At 71.9% G+C, this 14631-nt stretch carries 15 protein-coding genes; 8 read left to right on the top strand and 7 right to left on the bottom strand.

What is annotated here, in order from left to right; genetic code table 11:
• Positions 1 to 66 precede the first annotated feature (66 nt).
• Together E1182_RS13555 and E1182_RS13550 are read left to right on the top strand one after the other, a co-directional pair.
• Positions 67 to 2850, top strand: coding sequence for an RNA helicase (locus E1182_RS13555; RefSeq protein WP_132264768.1), 2784 nt, complete (start codon positions 67 to 69; stop codon positions 2848 to 2850).
• A gap of 164 nt (positions 2851 to 3014) precedes the next feature.
• Positions 3015 to 3908, top strand: coding sequence for an MHYT domain-containing protein (locus tag E1182_RS13550; RefSeq protein WP_132264766.1), 894 nt, complete (start codon positions 3015 to 3017; stop codon positions 3906 to 3908).
• Positions 3909 to 4103: 195 nt separating this feature from the next.
• Here E1182_RS13550 and E1182_RS13545 read toward each other — a convergent pair whose 3' ends face one another.
• The 3 genes from E1182_RS13545 to E1182_RS13535 all read right to left on the bottom strand — a co-directional run bounded on the left by E1182_RS13545 (position 4104) and on the right by E1182_RS13535 (position 6201).
• The gene (locus tag E1182_RS13545) at positions 4104 to 5024 is read right to left on the bottom strand and encodes a 5'-3' exonuclease (protein ID WP_132264764.1); all 921 of its coding nucleotides are present in this window, start codon (positions 5022 to 5024) and stop codon (positions 4104 to 4106) included.
• Between the two features lie 70 nt (positions 5025 to 5094).
• Positions 5095 to 5295: a hypothetical protein gene (locus E1182_RS13540; protein ID WP_132264762.1), complete on the bottom strand. Its 201-nt coding sequence runs from the start codon at positions 5293 to 5295 to the stop codon at positions 5095 to 5097.
• A gap of 90 nt (positions 5296 to 5385) precedes the next feature.
• Positions 5386 to 6201 carry a DUF72 domain-containing protein gene (locus E1182_RS13535; protein ID WP_207921391.1) on the bottom strand — a complete coding sequence of 272 codons (816 nt, stop codon included), beginning with the start codon at positions 6199 to 6201 and terminating at the stop codon, positions 5386 to 5388.
• A 222-nt stretch (positions 6202 to 6423) separates the two neighbouring features.
• Between E1182_RS13535 and E1182_RS32720 the strand changes: the two genes are divergently transcribed.
• From E1182_RS32720 to E1182_RS13525, 3 genes are read left to right on the top strand one after another with little or no spacing between them, the layout of a single operon-like run.
• A complete protein-coding gene (locus E1182_RS32720) occupies positions 6424 to 6555 on the top strand; it encodes a hypothetical protein (RefSeq protein WP_256370833.1) in 132 nt (43 codons plus the stop codon).
• Complete coding sequence (locus E1182_RS13530; protein ID WP_132264758.1) at positions 6552 to 7694, top strand: acyl-CoA dehydrogenase family protein; 1143 nt, start codon at positions 6552 to 6554, stop codon at positions 7692 to 7694. The genes E1182_RS32720 and E1182_RS13530 overlap by 4 nt, the downstream gene beginning before the upstream one ends.
• A gap of 56 nt (positions 7695 to 7750) precedes the next feature.
• Entirely contained in the window at positions 7751 to 8230 is a 480-nt protein-coding gene (locus E1182_RS13525; RefSeq protein WP_132264756.1) for an Lrp/AsnC family transcriptional regulator, read from the top strand.
• 166 nt (positions 8231 to 8396) lie between these two features.
• Here the strand turns inward: E1182_RS13525 and E1182_RS13520 are convergent, their stop codons facing one another.
• The 3 genes from E1182_RS13520 to E1182_RS13510 form a co-directional block, all read right to left on the bottom strand.
• Positions 8397 to 9413 carry a zinc-binding dehydrogenase gene (locus tag E1182_RS13520; protein ID WP_132264754.1) on the bottom strand — a complete coding sequence of 339 codons (1017 nt, stop codon included), beginning with the start codon at positions 9411 to 9413 and terminating at the stop codon, positions 8397 to 8399.
• A 46-nt stretch (positions 9414 to 9459) separates the two neighbouring features.
• Positions 9460 to 9825, bottom strand: a complete 366-nt coding sequence (locus E1182_RS13515) for a MerR family transcriptional regulator (protein ID WP_132264752.1) — start codon at positions 9823 to 9825, stop codon at positions 9460 to 9462.
• Positions 9826 to 9940: 115 nt separating this feature from the next.
• Entirely contained in the window at positions 9941 to 10519 is a 579-nt protein-coding gene (locus tag E1182_RS13510) for a histidine phosphatase family protein (protein ID WP_132264750.1), read from the bottom strand.
• A gap of 170 nt (positions 10520 to 10689) precedes the next feature.
• Between E1182_RS13510 and E1182_RS13505 the strand changes: the two genes are divergently transcribed.
• Positions 10690 to 10926 (top strand): hypothetical protein, encoded by a 237-nt coding sequence (locus E1182_RS13505; RefSeq protein ID WP_132264748.1) that lies wholly within the window; start codon positions 10690 to 10692, stop codon positions 10924 to 10926.
• A 397-nt stretch (positions 10927 to 11323) separates the two neighbouring features.
• Here E1182_RS13505 and E1182_RS13500 read toward each other — a convergent pair whose 3' ends face one another.
• On the bottom strand, positions 11324 to 12730 hold the full coding sequence (locus tag E1182_RS13500) for a KamA family radical SAM protein (RefSeq protein WP_132264746.1): 1407 nt from the start codon (positions 12728 to 12730) through the stop codon (positions 11324 to 11326).
• 154 nt (positions 12731 to 12884) lie between these two features.
• Here E1182_RS13500 and E1182_RS13495 point away from each other — a divergent pair, with 154 nt between their 5' ends.
• Complete coding sequence (locus E1182_RS13495; RefSeq protein ID WP_207921390.1) at positions 12885 to 13934, top strand: zinc-binding alcohol dehydrogenase; 1050 nt, start codon at positions 12885 to 12887, stop codon at positions 13932 to 13934.
• Between the two features lie 4 nt (positions 13935 to 13938).
• The coding region (locus E1182_RS13490) for an amidohydrolase family protein (RefSeq protein ID WP_165942599.1) at positions 13939 to 14631 on the top strand (693 nt) is incomplete at its 3' end.

The following is a 14631-nucleotide window of genomic DNA, read 5'->3' as shown; positions in this document are numbered from 1 at the left end:
CCCACTGACCGGCCTGTCGGATGCCTTGGCGGGTGACCGTCGGTCGTACGCACTAATCTTGGAGGCATGTCGAGCCCCGCCGAGCGGTACGCCGCGGCGCGCCGCCGGGCCGCGCAGGCCTCCCAGTTCCCGGCCCTGGAAGAGTTCGCCCTCGAGTTGGGGTTCGATCTCGACGACTTCCAGCGCGAAGCGTGCCAGTCCCTCGAACGGGGCAGCGGTGTGCTGGTGTGCGCTCCCACCGGTGCGGGCAAGACGGTGGTCGGCGAGTTCGCCGTACATCTTGCCCTGCGCGGTGCGCCCGGTCCGACCGACGTGCCCGGGACTCGGCGTAAGTGCTTCTACACCACGCCGATCAAGGCGCTGTCCAACCAGAAGTACCACGACCTGGTCGACCGCTACGGCGCCGACCAGGTCGGTCTGCTGACCGGCGACAACGCCATCAACGGCGACGCGCCCGTGGTGGTGATGACCACCGAGGTGCTGCGCAACATGCTCTACGCCGGCTCCAGCACGCTGCAGGGCCTGGCGTACGTGGTGATGGACGAGGTGCACTACCTCGCCGACCGGTTCCGCGGTGGCGTCTGGGAGGAGGTGATCATCCACCTGCCCGCCTCGGTCACCCTGGTCTCCCTGTCCGCCACCGTCTCCAACGCCGAGGAGTTCGCCGACTGGCTGGTCACCGTGCGCGGCGAGACCGCCGTGGTGGTCAGCGAGCACCGCCCGGTGCCGTTGTGGCAGCACATGCTGGTCGGCAAGCGGATGTTCGACCTGTTCCACGACGCCGACGCCGCCCGCAAGCACGACGTGCACCCCGAGCTGCTGCGCTACACCCGGGACACGATGCGCCGCCTGGAGTTGGGCGAGGGGCGCAGTGCCGGCCCGGGCGCCGGTCGACGCGGCCCGCGCTGGCGTGGCCCGCTGCGCCCGGACATCGTCGACCGGCTCGACCGGGAGGGGCTGCTCCCGGCGATCCTGTTCATCTTCAGTCGGGCCGGCTGCGCCGCCGCCGTGCAGCAGTGCCTCGCCGCCGGGCTGCGGCTCACCTCCGCCGAGGAGCGCGCCGAGATCCGTCGGGTGGTGGAGTCCCGGGTCACCGCCATCCCGGGCGAGGACCTCACCGTTCTGGGCTACTGGGAGTGGCTCGACGGGCTGGAGCGCGGTCTGGCCGCTCATCACGCGGGAATGCTGCCGGTGTTCAAGGAGGTCGTCGAGGAGCTTTTCGTCCGCGGCCTGGTCAAGGCGGTCTTCGCCACCGAGACCCTCGCCCTGGGCATCAACATGCCGGCCCGCTGCGTGGTGCTGGAACGCCTGGTGAAGTTCAACGGTGAGGCTCACGTCGACCTCACCCCGGGGGAGTACACGCAGCTCACCGGCCGTGCTGGGCGCCGGGGCATCGACGTGGAGGGGCACGCCGTCGTGGTCTGGTCGCCGGAGACGGACCCGCGGCACGTGGCGGGTCTCGCCTCCACCCGCACCTACCCGCTGCGTTCCAGCTTCCGGCCGTCGTACAACATGGCGGTCAATCTGGTCGGCTCGGTGGGTGCGGAGCCGGCCCGGGCGCTGCTGGAGTCGTCGTTCGCGCAGTTCCAGGCGGACCGGTCGGTGGTCGGCCTGGCCCGGCAGGTGCAGCGCAACACCGAGACCATCGAGGCGTACGGGGCGGAGGCCGCCTGCCAGCACGGCGACTTCGACGAGTACTTCGCGCTGCGGGTGGCGATCGCCGACCGCGAGCGGGCCGTGGTCCGGCAGGGGCAGGTCCAGCGCAAGGCGGCGGCGGTGGCCTCGCTGGAGCGGCTTCGCGTCGGCGACGTGATCCGGGTGCCCTCCGGCCGCCGGGCGGGCCTCGCCGTCGTGCTCGACCCGGCCACCGGCGGGTTCGGCGAGCCACGTCCGCTGGTGCTCACCCAGGACCGTTGGGCGGGTCGGGTCAGTCCCGGTGACTTCACCACCCCGGCCGAGGTGCTGGCCCGGATCCGGGTGCCGAAGCACTTCAACCACCGTTCGCCGGCGGCCCGACGGGATCTCGCCGCCGAGGTGAGTGGCACCGGGCTGGACCGGCACGGCGGCCGCCGCGGCGGCCGGTCCCGGCAGGTCGCCGGTGAGGACCACCGGATCAGCCAGCTCCGTACCGAGTTGCGTCGTCATCCCTGCCACGCCTGCCCGGAGCGGGAGGAGCACGCCCGCTGGGCGGAGCGGCGCCGCCGGCTGGAGAAGGACACCGAGGAGTTGCGCCAGCGGGTCGCCGGCCGCACCGGCTCCCTGGCCCGCACCTTCGACCGGATCGTCGCGTTGCTCACCGCCCGCGGCTACCTCTCCGCCGACGGTGGCGTCACCGACGCCGGTCGGATGCTCGGCCGGATCTGGACCGAGGCCGACCTGCTGGTCGCCGAGTGTCTGCGGCGGGGAATCTGGGACGGGCTCTCCCCGGCGGAGTTGGCCGCAGCCGTCTCCGTGGTGGTCTTCGAGGCCCGCCGGGACGTCGACGAGCGGGCGGGGTTGCCGCGCGGACCGGTCGCCGACGCCGTCGACGAGACGCTCAAGCTGTGGAGCGAGATCGAGTCCGACGAGGCGCAGCGCGGACTGGCCGTCACCCGGGAGCCGGATCTCGGCTTCGCCTGGCCGATCTACCGCTGGGCGCGGGGTGAGGCGCTGGCCAAGGTGCTCGCCAGCGGCCACCAGTTCGACGGGGAGATGCCCGCCGGCGACTTCGTGCGCTGGGCGCGGCAGGTGGTCGACCTGCTCGGTCAGCTCGCCGACTCCGGCGGTGCCTCGACCGAGCTGCGGGCCACCGCGCGGCAGGCGATCGCGGCCGTGAACCGCGGCGTGTTGGCGTACCACGCCGCCGCCTGATCATCACTTCCGGTCATGCTGACCGGTGGCCGCGGTGTCGTTCGGTGACCGGGGCACCACCCCCCGAAGCGTTCGGGGGGTGGTGTTGCACCTGTTCGGAGCCTCCCCGATTATGGCTCGGACGCTTTACTACGCGCCGGTAACTATTGGGGGGGAAGGCCGCGGTGGCGGAGATCAATCACTTTGAGTACGGGTGGATCACACCCACCCTGAGCTACGCCCTGTCCGTACTCGGCTCGTTCCTCGGCCTGGTCTGCGCCGGCCGGATCCGTACCGGGGCGACCGGCGGCCAGCGTTTCTGGTGGGGGTTGTTGGCGGCCTGGGCGATCGGCGGCACCGCCATCTGGGCGATGCACTTCATGGCGATGCTTGGCTTCGCCGTCGACGGCACCCGGATCCGCTACGACGTGCCACTCACCGCGGCCAGCACGATCATCGCCGTGGTGGCGGTCGGCATCGGTTTGGCCATCGTCGGCACCGGCCGTCTCAACACGACCCGGTTGATCATCGGTGGTCTCTTCACCGGACTGGGCGTGGCCGCCATGCACTACACCGGCATGGCCGCGATGCGACTCCACGGCGATCTCACCTATGACGCCCTCCGGGTCGTCCTGTCGGTGCTCATCGCCGTCGTCGCCGCCACGGTGGCCCTCTGGCTGGCCATGACCGTCCGCCGTGGCCTGGCGATCGCCGCCTCGGCGCTGGTGATGGGTGTCGCCGTCAACGGGATGCACTTCACCGGCATGAGCGCCCTGTCGGTGCACCTGCACGAGGAGCGCGGCGAGGTCACCGGCGCGGAGGTCACCAGCCTGCTCATTCCGATCGTCCTGGCGGTGATCTTCGGTGTGGTCGGTCTCGTCTACGCGCTGATCGCCGCGCCAACCGACGACGACCGCGCCGGGCTGGCCTACCTCGACGCCCGGCAGCCGCCGGTGGCCGCGCCGGCGGCGCAGGCCGCCCCGGACCCGGTCGGGCTGCGCGCCCGGTCCCAGGCGACTCTCGGGCAGCCCGGCACACCGTTCCCGTCGCGCCGTCGCGACGACCCCCGGCCACGCTGACATCGGCGGTTCGGGCGCTGCCGTCCGGCGACTGCGACGACGGCCGCGGTGCGACCATCGATTGCCGCAAACGGCATTGTCCCCGCGTCCGGACAGCACCGTTCGCCGCAGACGAGGTCGTCTGCCCGGCAGGCCCGGCCGGCCCCGCAGGGCAGGTCCGGTCGCAGGGTCGGCTCCAGGGGGCGGGGCCTCGGGTCAGTCGTGGGCGGCGAGGGCGTCGACCAGGCGGCGGCAGGAGCTGGCCAGGTTCCATCGTTGCGCCAGCTCCAACAGCCGCTGCGGGTCGGCCGGCGCCGTCGGCAGCGCGGTGTTCAACTCCGGCAGCGGCACGTCGGTGGCCACCCGGACCACCTTCGGCGCGACCGCGAGGTAGTCGCGGGCGGCGTCGAGCCTGCCGCGCAGGCCCGGGGCGAAGGCGGAGCCCGGCGCGTCCAGGGCGGCGAGGATGCCGTCCAGGCCGCCGTAGCGCTCGATCAGTCGGGCGGCCGTCTTCTCGCCCACCCCTGGCACCCCGGGCAGCCCGTCGCTGGGGTCGCCCCGCAGGGCGGCGAAGTCGGCGTACCGGTCGGCCGGGACGCCGTATCGGGCGCGGACCGCCGCGTCGTCGCAGGCCTCCAGCTTCGCCACGCCCCGACCGACGTAGAGCAACCGGACCGGGCGGGTGTCGTCGACGAGGTGGAACAGGTCCCGGTCGCCGGAGACCACCTCCACCGGGGCAGGCTCGGTCACCGAGAGCGTGCCCAGCACGTCGTCGGCCTCGTACCCGGTGGCGCCGACGGCGCAGATGCCGATGGCCGCGAGCACGTCGAGGATCACCGGCACCTGCGGGGAGAGGGTGTCCGGCACCACCTCGCCGCCCGCCGGGGCGACCCGGTGCGCCTTGTACGACGGCAGCAGCTCCACCCGCCACGCCGGCCGCCAGTCATGGTCCAGCGCGCAGACCATCCGCCCCGGCCGGCGGGTGCGGACGAGCTGGGCCAGCATGTCGAGGAAGCCGCGGATCGCGTTGACGGGTTGACCGTCCGCGGTCTTCGCCGCCGACTCGGGGACGCCGAAGTAGGCCCGGAAGTAGAGACTGGGCGCGTCGATCAGCAGGATCGGTGATTGCGATGCCACGGCGGACAGCCTGGCACAGCGGTACGACGACGTGGGGGACGCGGGTCGGCGCGTGATCCTCTGCCCCCGGTCAGCGGCGATCCTTGTCGGCGTAGAGCGTTTCGCGGCGGGCCACCCGCTGCACCAGGTAGCTGGTCACCAGCAGCACGACGGCCAGCGCCACCTCCAGCCCGGCGACGGGGCCGTCGGCGATGGTGAGCCCCAGGACCAGCAGCACCAGCCCGACCAGGGCGAGGATGCCGGCGCCCAGCAGCCGGTGTCGGCGTGCCATTGCCCGCTGCTGCGCCACCTGTCCGCCCTTCCTCGCCCTGGCACCAGGCTATCCGCGCGGGTCGGTCGGCGGGCCGACAACCGGGAACGGTCAGAACAGGGTCGTCGGCTCGACCGGCTCCGGCTGCGGCAGCGCGGCCAGTCCCGGCACCCGGGCTCGTACCTGGTCGTGGAAGCGGCGGGCGAGCGCCGGCGCGTCGGCGTTGTCCGGGGTGTGCACGAACATGGTGGGGGAGCGGCCCTCGCGCAGCCACCCGGCGATGACGTCCACCCAGTGCCGCCAGCCCTCGACGGTCGCGGCGGTGTCGTCACGGCCCAGGTAGCGGACGATCGGCCGGTCGGTCAGTGCGTGGGTACGCAGCGGCAGCCGGGGCTTCTTCGTCCACGCGTCGCGTTCGGCGTCGCTGGTCGGCGGGCGGCGGAAGAACGCGGTGGTGTCGAAGGGGATCCACTCGGCACCGGCGTCGGCGAGTACGCCGTCCAGTAGCGCCGCCGCCCGGCGGTCGGTGAAGAACGCGGGGTGGCGGACCTCCACGGCGTACCGGTGGGCGGTGGACAGCCGGCGCAGGAAGCGGGTGAGGGTGGGCACGTCGGTGGGGGCGAACGAGCCCGGTAGCTGGATCCACAGGGCATCGACCCGTGGACCGAGGGGCGCGATCGCGTCCAGGAAGATCCGCAGCGGCGCGTCGGCGTCGGTGAGCCGGCGGTCGTGGGTGACGACCTTCGGCAGCTTGGGCAGGAACCGGAAGTCGGGGTCGGTCTGCCGCGCCCAGGACGCCACCGTCTCGACGGTGGGGGTCGCGTAGAAGGTGGTGTTGCCCTCGACCGCGGTGCACCAGCCGGCGTAGTGCCGCAGCCGCTCGTGTGCTGGCAGTGCCCGCCCCGGCCACGCCCTGTGCGTCCACATCGCGCAACCGACGTGCAGGTGCATCCGCCCTCCCGGTGTCCCGCGCCCGCGGCGAGCGCCGACGCACCGGACACCGTACCCAGGCCGGTGGTCGGGCCGTCGCGGCCCACCCGGACCCACGCCGCGCCGGCACGCGGTCGGCTGCTGTCGCGTCACCACCGGCCCGTGTGCCGGGCGGGCACGGAGTAGGCCGCAGGGCCAAACGACCGTTAAGCTGGCGGGGTGGGGACCGACGCGCCGACCGCCACCGACCTGGCGGCCCGGCCCGGCACCCACACCGAGGAGCCGCCGGCCGCACCCCGGACGGTGTCCAACGGCTCACCACCATCCCCGACGGAGCTCGCCGCGCCATGACCATCGACCGGATCCTCCCCACCGACGAGGCCCACGACCTGCTCGACCTGGCCACCGAACTCGCCGACCGTGAGCTCGCCCCGCGGGCCGCCGCCTTCGAGGCGCGCGCCGAGTTCCCCCGCGAGGTGCTGCGCACCCTCGGCCGGGCCGGCCTGCTCGGCCTGCCGTACGCCGAGGAGTACGGCGGCGCCGCGCAGCCGTACGAGGTGTACCTGCAGGTGCTGGAGATCCTGGCCAGCCGGTGGCTCGCCGTGGCCGAGGCGGTCAGCGTGCACACCCTGTCCTGCTACCCGCTGGCCGGGTTCGGCAACGACGCCCAACGCGAACTGCTGCCCGATCTCATCGGCGGGGACCTGCTCGGCGCGTACTGCCTCTCCGAACCGCAGGGCGGCTCCGACGCCGCCGCGCTGACCACCAGGGCCGTGCGCGACGGTGACTCCTATCTGGTCACCGGCACCAAGGCGTGGATCACCCATGCCCGGACCGCGGACTTCTACACCATCTTCTGCCGCACCGGCGGGCCCGGCCCGAAGGGCATCTCCTGTCTGCTGGCCGACCGGGGCACCCCCGGGATTCTGCCGCAGGCCGCCGAACGGACCATGGGCCTGCACGCCTCCCCGGTGGCGCAGATCGCCTTCGACGGTGCCCGGGTGCCGGCCGACCGGTTGATCGGCGGCGAGGGGATGGGCTTCGTCATCGCCATGTCCGCGCTGGATTCCGGCCGGCTCGGCATCGCCGCCTGCGCGGTGGGCCTGGCGCAGGCGGCCCTGGACTACGCCCTGGGCTACGCGCGGGAACGCCGGCAGTTCGGCCGGCCGATCATCGACTTCCAGGGGCTCGGGTTCAACCTCGCCGACCACGCCACCCAGATCTCCGCCGCGCGGGCGCTGACGCTCGCCGCGGCCCGGTTGCGCGACGCCGGCCGGCCGTACTCCATCGAGGCGGCGAAGGCGAAGCTCTTCGCCACCGATGTGGCGATGCGGGTGACCACCGACGCCGTGCAGGTGCTCGGCGGCGCCGGCTACGTCGCCGACCACCCGGTCGAGCGGTACATGCGGGAGGCGAAGGTGCTGCAGATCGTCGAGGGCACCAACCAGATCCAGCGGCTGGTCATCTCGCGGGCCCTGGCGAAGGGCTGACCCACCGCGGCGGGCCCGGCACCCGTGACGGCGCGGTACGCGGTAGGTTGCACGCCGTGGAGGAGATCGATCGTGCCATCGTCACCGCGCTGACCACTGACGGTCGGCTGTCGTACACCGATCTGGCCGAGCGGGTGGGGCTGTCGGTCTCCGCCGTGCACCAGCGGGTCCGCCGGCTGGAGCAGCGCGGCGTGATCCACGGGTACGCCGCGAAGGTCTCGTTCGAGGCGCTGGACCTGCCGTTGACGGCGTTCGTGGCGATCCGCCCGTTCGACCCGTCGCAGCCCGACGACGCCCCGGAACGACTGGCTCACCTGCCGGAGATCGACTCCTGCTACTCGGTGGCGGGGGAGGACTTCTACCTGCTGCTGGTGCGGGTGGCCGGCCCGGCCGACCTGGAGCGGGTGCTCCAGGAGATCCGCACCGCCGCGAACGTCACCACCCGTACGACGGTCGTGCTCTCCACCCCGTACGAGGGGCGTCCGCCGAAGATCGCGCCGGGGGAGTCGGTGCGCCGCGCCCGCGACGCAGGGTAGCTGTATGAGCCAGGACTTCGTCACGCCTGCGCCGCCTCGCTGCAGGCAAGCCGGCTCACGCCGTCGATGGCGAAGCTCTCACCAGCCACCGCCGCCTGCGACGACTGACCGGTACCCCTTCGGTCTGGAGGGGACGGCCGGGGTTTCTGTGCGTCACAGGCGGTTCCTAGCGCCAGGGATCGAGGGCGTGCTTGCCATGGGTCTGACCGGCTTCGAGTTGCTGCAGCACCGCCGGCCCCTCGGCCAGGGGATGAACATGGGGGGTCCCGGGCGGGTACACGCCTTGGGCGATGAGTGCCTCGATCTCGGTGAGCAACCATCGGTAGATGGACGGGGCGGCGGCCGCCAGCGCACCGATGTGCAGGCCCTTGACTTGGACCTGGTGGGTGAATACCAGCTCGTGCGTGCTGAGGCTGGCGTCGCCGGAAGCGGCACCGAACACGACGACGCGTCCGGTGAAGGATTTGGTGACCGACAGGCTGGCCTTGAACGTGGTGCGTCCCACCGACTCCAGGACCAGGTCCACCCCGCCGGTCAGGCGGGTGATCGCCTCGGCCAGATCGGGGCGACCGCTGTCCAGGACCTCGTCGGCGCCGAGCGCTCTGACGGTGGCGTGCTTATCCGGTGACGCCGTGGCAATCACCCGCGCACCGTAGTGGCGGGCGAGGCGGACAGCGGCCTGCCCCACGCCTCCGGCTGCGGCATGGACGAGCACCACGTCACCTGTCTTGATCTCGCCCAGCGGCTTCAGTGCCGCCAGTGCGGTTGCCCAGTTCAGCACCAGGCCGAGAGCTTCGGCGTCGCTCCAGCCGGAAGGGACGGGGAGTACACCCGCGGCCGGCATCGTCATGTATTGCGCGAAGGCACCCGGTCCAGTGCCGACGACGTGGGTGCCAAGGGGGAGCGGGCTGTCGATGTCCGGGCCGACACCCACGATCTCGCCGGCGGCTTCGAAGCCCGCCACGTACGGTGCCTGGGGGCCTCCTCCGTAGGTGCCGTAGCCCTGCATGACGTCCGCGAAGTTGACTCCGGCGGCGCCCACTCGGATCAGGTACTCGCCGGCCCCCGGGATGGGACGGCGCTGATCGGTCGCGAGGGTCAGATCCTCTGGTCCCCGGCGCGACCGCTGGACCAGTGCCCGTACCGTCTGCCCAGCGGCCTTGTGCTGCTCGTTGATCTCCATACACCGGACGGTAGGACCCTCACACTGATGTCAGGGTCAAGTCCGGTCACCGATCAGCCCGGCGAGCCTCGCGCAGGTAGGCATCGAGCGCCGCCTGCTGATCGCTGAGACTGGCGATGCGGGCGGCGAGTCGATCGCGATACCTCTGCACCTCCTGCATGAACCCCACGCACACCACACCCGCGTCGGGGTCAGGTTCAGCAGTGAGGTGGGGCAGGACATCCTTGATCAACCGCACCGGCAGCCCAGACTCCAGCAGTGAACGGATGACACGGACGCGGTCGATGGTGGACCCGCAATAGTCACGGTACCCATTGCCGCACCGACCAGGAACGATCAAGCCCTCGTCCTCGTAGTACCGCAACGACCTGGCACTCACACCGCTGACTCGGGAGGCTTCGCTGATCCTCATGCCCGGAGACAACGTGCGGGCGCTGCGCGATCTTCCAGTCTCCCGGCAGCTCCTCGGCATCCTGAACGCGGCCGAGCACAGGTGCACAAGTTCGACGTACCCGTCGTCTGGTTGCTCAACCGGCGTTCCAGCGCAGGATGACCGGCCGGCCGTGCTCGTGTCCGAGGACGGAGATGGTGGCGGTGTCCAGCCGCAGTTTGCCGCCGCCGGAGGGCGGCAGGCCGATCCAGCGGGCGCCGACGACGCGCAGGCAGTGGGCGTGCCCGACCAGCGCGACGCTGCCCTGGTCCAGCAGGGGCGTGACCCGGGCGAGTAGCCGGTCGACCCGCTGGCCCACCTGCTCGGGGGATTCCCCGCCGGGGCAGCCGTCGGTCCAGAGGTTCCAGTCGGGGTGGTCGTCGTGGATGTCGGCGGTGGTGCGTCCCTCGTACTCGCCGTAGTTCCATTCGACCAGGTCCTCGTCGGTCCGGTCGATCATGAGGCCGGCGAGCTGCGCGGTGCGCAGGGCCCGCCGGCGTGGGCTGGTCAGCACCCGGGCGAAGCGCCGGCCGCCGAGCACGCCGCCGAGCGCGCCGCCGAGCGCGCGGGCCTGGCGCTCCCCGTCGGGGGTCAGCTCCAGGTCGGTGTACGAGGTGTGCCGACGGCTGGCGCTCCAGGTGGTCTCACCGTGCCGGACCAGGACGATCTCGCTCATGCCCCTCAGTCAACCAGTCCCGACGCGGCCCGGCTCGGCGACCGGCATTCACCTATCCTCCTAGGATGCCCGAGGAGGGGTGTGCGGGCCCACCGAGTGAGCCGGGCCGGCAACGACGGTCGAATGGTGTACTGCCGGCGTCGTCCGGCGACGATCGGGGGAGAGCAGGCATGTCGGAGCACAATGCACAGCCGGGGGTGGTGACCGGGGCTCGGTGGACCGGGGGCACCCTGTTCGCCGCTCTGTACGGCGAGCTGGTCCCGCACGCCTGGCGCGATCCCGGGTCGGAACTCGACGCGTACTTGCTGTTCTGGCACCGGTCGGTGGCGATGGGCTGGCTCGACGACACGGACGCCGGAGGCGGATGCGAGGAGGCATCCTCCGGGCGCCGGGGCTGTGGGGCATGAACGACGCCGGCTGGCGTCATCCCCTCGCCGCGGCTGCCGCGGGGCTGGTCTCCTGGTTCCAGGTCGAGGCCGGTGCGGTGCCGACGACCGGCCGCTTCCGGTGCAGCCGTTCCTGCGGTGCGCGCAGGAGGCGACGGGACGGGCCGGCATCCTGGACCTGCCGGCAGTGGCTCGCCCGGCGCTGACCCCCCGCACGGACCTCCTGCTGCGGCAGATGCTCGCTGCCGTGCGGTCGGAGCCGATGACGGCCGGCAGCGAATCACCCCGACTTTTTCAACCTATTTTCCTAGGACGGCTTACGAAGTGTGAGAAACGAAGAAGTCGCGTCAGCGCAGACCAACAGCCCCCTCATAACAAGGCGCGGCCACCGAGTGGCCGCGCCTCAACGTGGGCCGGATCAGTGATCGCGGTGGGTCTCCCACCACGCCTGTCCGGACTTCGGCAGGGTGTCGATCGGGTCGTAGTAGGCGTAGCGCTTGTTCAGCGCCTCAAGGTCGGCCGACTCGATCGACGTGCGGTAGTTCTTGGTCCAGTACGAGATGCCGCGTTCCCGGTCGTACTCGGTGAGCATGTGCACCCAGCGCTTGCCGACGAAGGGGACGTCGCAGACGATCCGTGGGGTGGCGTAGCCGGGTAGGTAGCCCATGATGTCGTGCTGGAGTTGCTGGGCGTGCCAGACCGGGACCCGCCAGTGTTCCGCGTTGGGGATCATGTCGCACATGTAGAAGTAGTACGGCAGGATGCCGGCTTCGCCCTGCAGGGCGAAGCAGAGGTCCAGCAGCTCGGGGGCGGAGGCGTTCACGCCGCGCATGAGGACGCCCTGGTTGCGGACGTCGCGCACACCGACGTCGAGGGCGGTCTGGGCGGCCCTGGCGACCAGTGGGGTGAGCGACTGGGCATGGTTGACGTGGGTGTGGATGGCCAGGTTCACCCCGCGTCGGGCGGCGGTGCGGGCGACGCGCTCCAGACCCTCGACGACGTCGGGCTGGAGCCAGTGTTGGGGCAGGCCCATGAGTGCCTTGGTGGCGAGGCGGATGTCCCGGATGGTCTCGATCTCGAGTAGCCGCATCAGGTAGGACTCGAGGCTGCGCCAGGGGACGTTGGCGACGTCGCCGCCGGAGACGACGACGTCGCGCACGCCGGGGTGGGCCTTGAGGTAGGTGATGTGGGCGTCGTAGCGGTCGACGGGCTTGAGGGTGAGTTTGAGCTTGTCGACCGCGGGGGTGGAGTTGCCGACCAGGTCCATGCGGGTGCAGTGGCCGCAGTACTGCGGGCAGGTGGAGAGCAGTTCGGCGAGGACCTTGGTGGGGTAGCGGTGGGTGAGGCCCTCGGCGACCCACATGTCGTGTTCGTGCAGGGAGTCGCGGCTGGCGTACGGGTGTGACGGCCAGTCGGTTCGGCGGTCGGAGGCGACGGGGATCATGTAGCGCCGGACCGGGTCGGCCAGGAACGCCTCGGTGGTGACCGGGGCGAACGGGACCATGGTGTTGATCATCTGTGGCGGCACCAGCATGGACATGGTGGCCAGGGCCTTCTGGTCGGCGTCGAGGTCGGCGTAGAAGGTCTCGTCGACGAGGTCACCGAGGACGGCGCGTAGCTGCTTGATGTTCTTGACGCAGTTGACGCGCTGCCACTGGGCGTTCTCCCACTGCTCGCGGGTGATGTGGCGCCAGCCGGGGAAGCGGGTCCAGTCGGGTTCGACCAGGGGGCTGCGCCGGTATTCGTACGGCTGCCCGGCGGTCGGCACGGCGACCGGGGCGTGACGGGGTTGAGGGATGGTCTCAACCGGTTGGGTCTGGGTCACGGCCCCTCCTCGGTGCGTGGTGCGGATGATCAGCGGCCCGAAGGCTACTGGAAAATATCCGGTGAAGAAATTAGTCTGCCGTAAGTTTTCCCGCGATGCGAGTCCTGGCCAGGGCTTCGCGCGGCTGAGAGGGGAGGTCGGCGTGACGTCACCGGTGGGTCTGCACCGCGTTGTGGAACCGGCGGGAGTGCTGCCGCAGGCGGCATGGCGGCTGGACGCCGATCCCCGGATCGCCCCGAACGAGGTACGCATCCGGGTGGAGCGGTTGAACCTGGACGCGGCGAGTTTTCGGCAGTTGTCGGAGAAGCACGGCGGGGACGGGGAGCAGATCCGCGCCGAGGTGCTGGAGATCATCTCGACCCGGGGCAAGATGCAGAACCCGGTGACCGGTTCCGGCGGCATGCTGATCGGCACGGTGGAGGAGGTCGGCCGGCGGTCCCCGCTGGGGTTGGCCGTCGGCGACCGGGTGGCGACGCTGGTGTCGCTGACGTTGACGCCGCTGCGGATCCTCGACGGGTTGGCCGGCTGGGACGGGCGCGGCGAGCAGGTTCCGTGCGACGGGTACGCGATCCTGTTCGCGCGGTCGATCGCGGCGGTGCTGCCGGCCGACCTGCGTCCGGGGTTGTCGCTCGCGGTGCTGGACGTGTGTGGCGCGCCGGCGCTGACCGCGCGGGTGGTGGGGCGGTACGTGGCCGATCGGGCGCGTGAGGGGGACACCCGGCCGGTCGGCGTGGCGGTGATCGGTGGGGCCGGCAAGAGCGGGTCGTTGTCGCTGGCGGCGGCGCGGCGGGCGGGTGGCGTGCGTACCGTCGGGGTGGTGCCGGTGGCGGCGGAGCGGGACGCGCTGGCGGCGGCCGGGGTGGCCGACGTGGTGGCGGTGGCGGACGCGCGGGATCCGGTGGGGTTGTCGACGGCGGTGACGTCGGCGTTGGGTGCGCCGGCGGACGTGACGGTGGTCTGTGTGGACGTGCCGGGTTGTGAGCACGGGGCGGTGCTGGCCACGGCGGACGGTGGCACGGTGGTTTTCTTCTCGATGGCGACGAGTTTCGCGGCCGCGGCGTTGGGCGCGGAGGGTCTGGCGGCGGACGTGACGATGCTGGTGGGCAACGGGTACGTGCCCGGCCATGCGGCGTTCGCGCTGGATCTGCTGCGGGCGGAGCCGGGGGTCCGTGATCTGTTCGAGGCCCGGCTGGCGGCAGACTGACGCCATGACGAACCTCTCGACGTTGTACCGCGGCGGTCTGCTGCATTGTCCTGCTGACCCGAACGCGACGGCCCTGCTGGTGTCCGGCGGCCGGATCGTGTGGTTGGGGGTGGACGCGGACGCGCCGTCCGCGGACCGGGTGGTGGATCTGGCGGGGGCGTTGGTGACGCCCGGGTTCGTGGACGCGCACGTGCATGCGACGGACACCGGTCTGGCGTTGTCGGGTCTGGACGTGTCGGGTGTGCGGTCGGCGGGTGAGTTGCTGGCGGCGGTGGCGGCGTTCGCCGGTGGGTTGCCGGCGGACGCGGTGGTGTTGGGGCACGGCTGGGACGAGTCGGGTTGGGTGGCGTCGGTGCCGCCGGGCGCGGACGATCTGGACCGGGCGGCCGGGGGGCGGCGGGTGTACCTGTCGCAGGCGTCGATGCATTCGGCGTTGGTGTCGGGGGCGTTGTTGGCGGCGTGTCCGCAGGTGGTGTCCGCCGTGGGGTTCGACGCGTCGGGGTGGTTGCGGCGGGACGCGCACCACGTGGTGCGGGCGGTGGCGTTCGGGTCGGTGAGTCGGGCGCAGCGGGTGGCGGCGCAGCGGGTGGCACTGGGGCATGCGGCGTCGCTGGGGATCGTGGCGGTGCATGAGTGTGGTGGGCCGGAGATCTCCGACGAGGAGGACTTCACGGGTCTGCTGGCGGTGTCCGGGGCG

The organism is Micromonospora sp. KC721 (assembly GCF_004348355.1).
Lineage (GTDB): Bacteria > Actinomycetota > Actinomycetes > Mycobacteriales > Micromonosporaceae > Micromonospora.
This window is presented reverse-complemented; position numbering and strand designations above follow the sequence as displayed.